We start from the raw sequence: 4,028 nt of genomic DNA on the forward strand, positions 1-4,028 counted from the left end.
CGCCGCGCGAGCAGACGCCGCCGCAGGCCGAGGAGGCGAAGTAGGTCCGCCCCGCGGCGCCTCACCTCATGGCGCGGGGCGAGCGCCCCGCGCCTTCGCCCGCGGGCGCCCCGGACGCCAGCCGAGCACCACGCGGCCATACGGCGCGGGCCCCAGGTCCAGCCCCGGGATGTCCAGGCTGTCGCGCTGGCGATCCAGCAGCGCGTAGTCGTTGATCAACGCCAGGCCCACGGAGGAGCTCAGCCACACGTCGCGGCCCAGGTGGACGTTCACCGTGGGCCCCACGCGGACCTGCGTCTCGCGCAGGTAACTGGCGCCCACGGCCCGCAGCTCCGGTTCGAAGCGGGTGCGGAGCACCTGCAGGTCGAGCGCTCCCACCAGCCCCAGCTCCACGGTGTCGCCCAGCCTGCGCAGCAGCGTGAGCCGGGGCAGGCCCACCTCCACGACGTACGGTCCCCGGTTGTAGGTGAGGTTCAGGATGGGGATCACCGGCAGCCTGTCGAAGGGCCACAGCGCGACCACGCCGAACGTCACCGCGAAGCCGGGCGTGTCCCCCAGCTGGTGGCTGGCCAGCGCGAACGCCACCCACGACGTGTCCAGCGCCAGGTCGAAGGAGGACCCGAAGTCCGTGCGGGTGCTGCCCGTCACGCCGGAAATCAGCAGCCAGCGAGGCACCACGGGACGCACCAGCGTCAGCCCCAGCTGGATGCGGTGGAAGCGCCGCTCCACCGCGTCCTCCCCCGCCACGGGCACGTCCGCGCCCACCCACCGCGTCTCGTATCCCACCGAGGGCAACAGGTACGTGCGCCCCAGCACGAGCGGCGGCAGCGGCACGCGCAGCTCCAGGCTCCGCCGCTCCTTGACGTGGACGTCCCCGGCCGCCAGCGAGCCTCCGCCGGAGACGCCGATGCCCAGGTAGAGCCGGTCCGCCTGCGTCTGCGCCCGCGCGCTGGAGCCCAGCAGCAACGCCGCCACCGCCCAGCAGCCCAGGGCCTGGAGTCGCCACCGCACGGCACGGCGGAGGTCCACGTGCATCACACCCTGCCTTCGCAAGACGGGGCCGCCGCTCCCAGCCCTGGGGCCGGAGAGCCTACCCCGCCCCGCCCCACTCCGGGTGAAGCGAAAGCGCGCGGCGTGCGTCAGCCCACCATGGCGTTCACCTCGTCCGTGAAGGCCTGATCCTCGTCCGCGTGGACGACGAGCGGCGGCAGCACGGTGAGGTCCGCCCGGCCGCCCTTCACCGCGTGCAGCAGCACCAGCTTCGCGGGCCGGTCCGCGCGCGGGTGCACCATGCGCACGGTGCGCGGCTCCAGCTGCTGCGTGCGCAGCACCGACACCAGCTCGCTGAAGCGCGACGCCGGGTACACCATGCACAGCCCGCCCCGGGGCACCAGCAGGTAGGCCGCCGCGCGCACCACGTCCGGCAGCTCGCAGGCAATCTCATGCCGCGCCAGCGCCTTCTCCTGGGACAGGTTGCTCTGGCCCGCGGTGCGCGCGCGGTAGGGCGGGTTGCACAGCACGTGGCCGAAGCTGCTCGCGGTGAAGGTCTCCGCCACGTGCCGCAGGTCGCCCTGCACCAGCGTCACCGCGCCCTCGCAGCGGTTCAGGTACACGTTGCGCTCCGCCAGGGAGAACAGGCCGGGCTGCAGCTCCAGCGCGGTGAGGTCCGCTCTCCCCAGCCGGCGGGCCAGCACCAGCGGGATGATGCCGCACCCGGTCCCCAGGTCGAGCAGCCTTCCGCGGTGCGCGCCCGCCTCGAACACCGCGAAGTGCGCCAGCAGCACGGGGTCCAGCGTGAAGCGGTAGCCCAGCCGCCGCTGGAGCACCTGCACCTCCCCGCCGCAGATGGCGTCCAGCGTCTCCCCCGGGCCCGGCTCCAACCGCAGCCGCACCCGGAGGGGCCAGTCCTGCGCGGTGCCGGTCAGCGCACGCACTCAAGGGGCCGTCAGACTTCGGGATCCAGGAAGAGCAGGCCCGCGGGCACGCGCGGCTCCACGCGCAGGGTGCGCGGCGGCAGCGTGGCCTGGGCCTCCATCACCGCCCGCACCTCCCACACCGGCGGCGGTTGAGCGCGAAGCCGCCTGGAACGTGCCGGCCTCCACGCCCGCCACCAGCGCGTCCAGTCCGTGCACCGGGAAGACCTGGGGATGTCCGGACGCCTCCGGCTCCTGGATGCCCAGCACCGTGCGCAGCACCAGCGCGTTGAGCAGCGCCAGGTCCAGGCTGCGCAGCGTGGGGTTTCGCGGGGCGCCCTTCAGGTGCGCCAGGTCCAGGCCCTGCCGGAAGCGCAGGATGCGGCCCCGGCCTCCGGGCAGCACCAGCAGCACCGCGTGCTGGCCGGGCACCAGCGTGGCCAGCCGCTCGCGCGCCGCCGCCAGCCCCTGCGGCGTGGTGAGGGGCGCGTCCAGCTCCGTCACGCGCGCGTAGGCGGCCACCAGCGTGAGGAACGTCTCCTCCTGGAAGGTCTCCACGCCCTTGAGGGCACGGTGGATGGGGCACAGCTCCAGGCCCGGCTCGGACAGGGGCACCACCGCCGCCAGCGTCTGGCCCTGCTCGCTCAGGGCCGCCAGGGGCCGCATGGGGGCCTCGTCCAGCACCGCCTGCAGGCGCTTGGACACCGGGGACGGCTCGATGCGCAAGAGCGACACCGGGTTGCCGTCGTAGCTCCCCTTCCAGACGGAGCTGCCGCGCTCGGCGGCCTCCGCCAGCAGGGCCCGGAGCGCGCCGTGGTCATCCGCCACCAGCGTGACGGCGGGCTCCACCTCCCACGCGCGGGGCCGGTACGGGTCCTGCTCCAGGGACGGCACCGCGTCCGGCGTCAGCGCGCACAAGAGGTAGCGCACCGGCGGGCCGGAGAACCGGCCCGCGGGGCCGTGCAGCTCCACGACGTAGAGGGCCGGACGCGCGTCCTTCAACAGCCCGCCCGAGTCCCGCATCCGGCGCAGCTCCGCGCTCGGGTTGGCGGCCTCCAGCAGGGGCCGCACGTGCGTGGGCAGCGGGGCCGCGTTTCCGCGAGGAGGACCGTCCCCGGGCTCCAGCGAGGAGCCCAGCGAGGTCAGGAGGGCCGAGAACGGGAGGACGCGCGCCATACCGGGGAAAGGTGATGCCGCCCTCCCCCGCGTGCCATGACGCCTGCCCGCCCGTCCTCCAGGCCGTCTACCACCAGACGTTCTTGTAGGGCCGGTCCTTGGCGCCGTGCGAGCTGCGCACGGCGGACCGGTCCACGCTCTCCTCCCACAGCAGGCTCACGGTGGTGATGGCGCCCGCGGAGCCCAGGAAGGACAGCACGTAGGGGGTGGACTGGTTGAAGCCGCCCAGCACCAGGCCGGAGATGAGCAGCACCGCCGCGCCCACGCCGCCACCGAAGAGGTCCGCGCGGAGGATCTGCGACGCCGTCGGGTTGTAGCGCATGGTCGCCAGGGCCAGCACGCCCGCGCCCACGCCCGGGGAGATGAGCAGCAGGTCCTTCCACGTCTTGCCGGAGATGGACGTCCCGGAGAAGTGCACGATGGCGAGGAACAGCGCGCTGTACGCCGCCGCCCAGCCCGCGCCGGAGGCCACCAGCAGGCCGTCCGACAGCGGCAGCTGCCCGCCGCCGATGCCCGCCGTCAGCCACGCACCCAGCTCCGCGCCCAGGAACGCGGACCAGGTGAGCACGCCCGCGTCCTGCGTGAGGAGGTCCATGAAGCCCGCGAGGAACATGCCGCCGATCCCCGAGTTGAGGACGGTGAAGTTCGCCATGGGCGTGTCCACCCAGTTGTTGAACTGCCACCACGCGGAGGCGCCGAAGCCCAGGCCCGCGCCGATGAGCGTGCCCGCGAGCATCGACTCGCGCGAGCTGCGGTCGAAGTTGAAGTCCTTGGAGAACGCCTGCGTGAAGAAGCCGCCCAGCGCGCCCAGCGCCGTGTGGTGCAGCACGAAGCGCATGCTGCCGGGACCGGACAGGAACGGCCCCCGGCGGCGCTGGCCGTCCAGGAACACGCCGGTGTCCTCCGGCGGCGGCGCAGGCTCGAGCGCGGTGGCGTCTC

4 protein-coding genes are annotated in these 4,028 nt (G+C 74.0%); all 4 read right to left on the bottom strand.

Going from position 1 to position 4,028, the window contains the following annotated elements; all coding sequences use genetic code 11:
- Positions 1-66: 66 nt before the first annotated feature.
- Entirely contained in the window at positions 67-1,035 is a 969-nt protein-coding gene (locus ACLEQD_RS38475; RefSeq protein ID WP_410390822.1) for a hypothetical protein, read from the bottom strand.
- A gap of 104 nt (positions 1,036-1,139) precedes the next feature.
- On the bottom strand, positions 1,140-1,934 hold the full coding sequence (locus ACLEQD_RS38480) for a tRNA1(Val) (adenine(37)-N6)-methyltransferase (RefSeq protein ID WP_410390823.1): 795 nt from the start codon (positions 1,932-1,934) through the stop codon (positions 1,140-1,142).
- Complete coding sequence (locus tag ACLEQD_RS38485) at positions 1,935-3,089, bottom strand: DUF1015 family protein (protein WP_410390824.1); 1,155 nt, start codon at positions 3,087-3,089, stop codon at positions 1,935-1,937. It lies immediately after the preceding gene.
- A 67-nt stretch (positions 3,090-3,156) separates the two neighbouring features.
- Positions 3,157-4,028: hypothetical protein (locus ACLEQD_RS38490; RefSeq protein WP_410390826.1), on the bottom strand; the 872-nt coding region annotated here is incomplete at its 5' end.

The sequence above is a fragment of the Corallococcus sp. 4LFB genome, assembly GCF_046520365.1.
GTDB classification, from domain to species: domain Bacteria; phylum Myxococcota; class Myxococcia; order Myxococcales; family Myxococcaceae; genus Corallococcus; species Corallococcus caeni.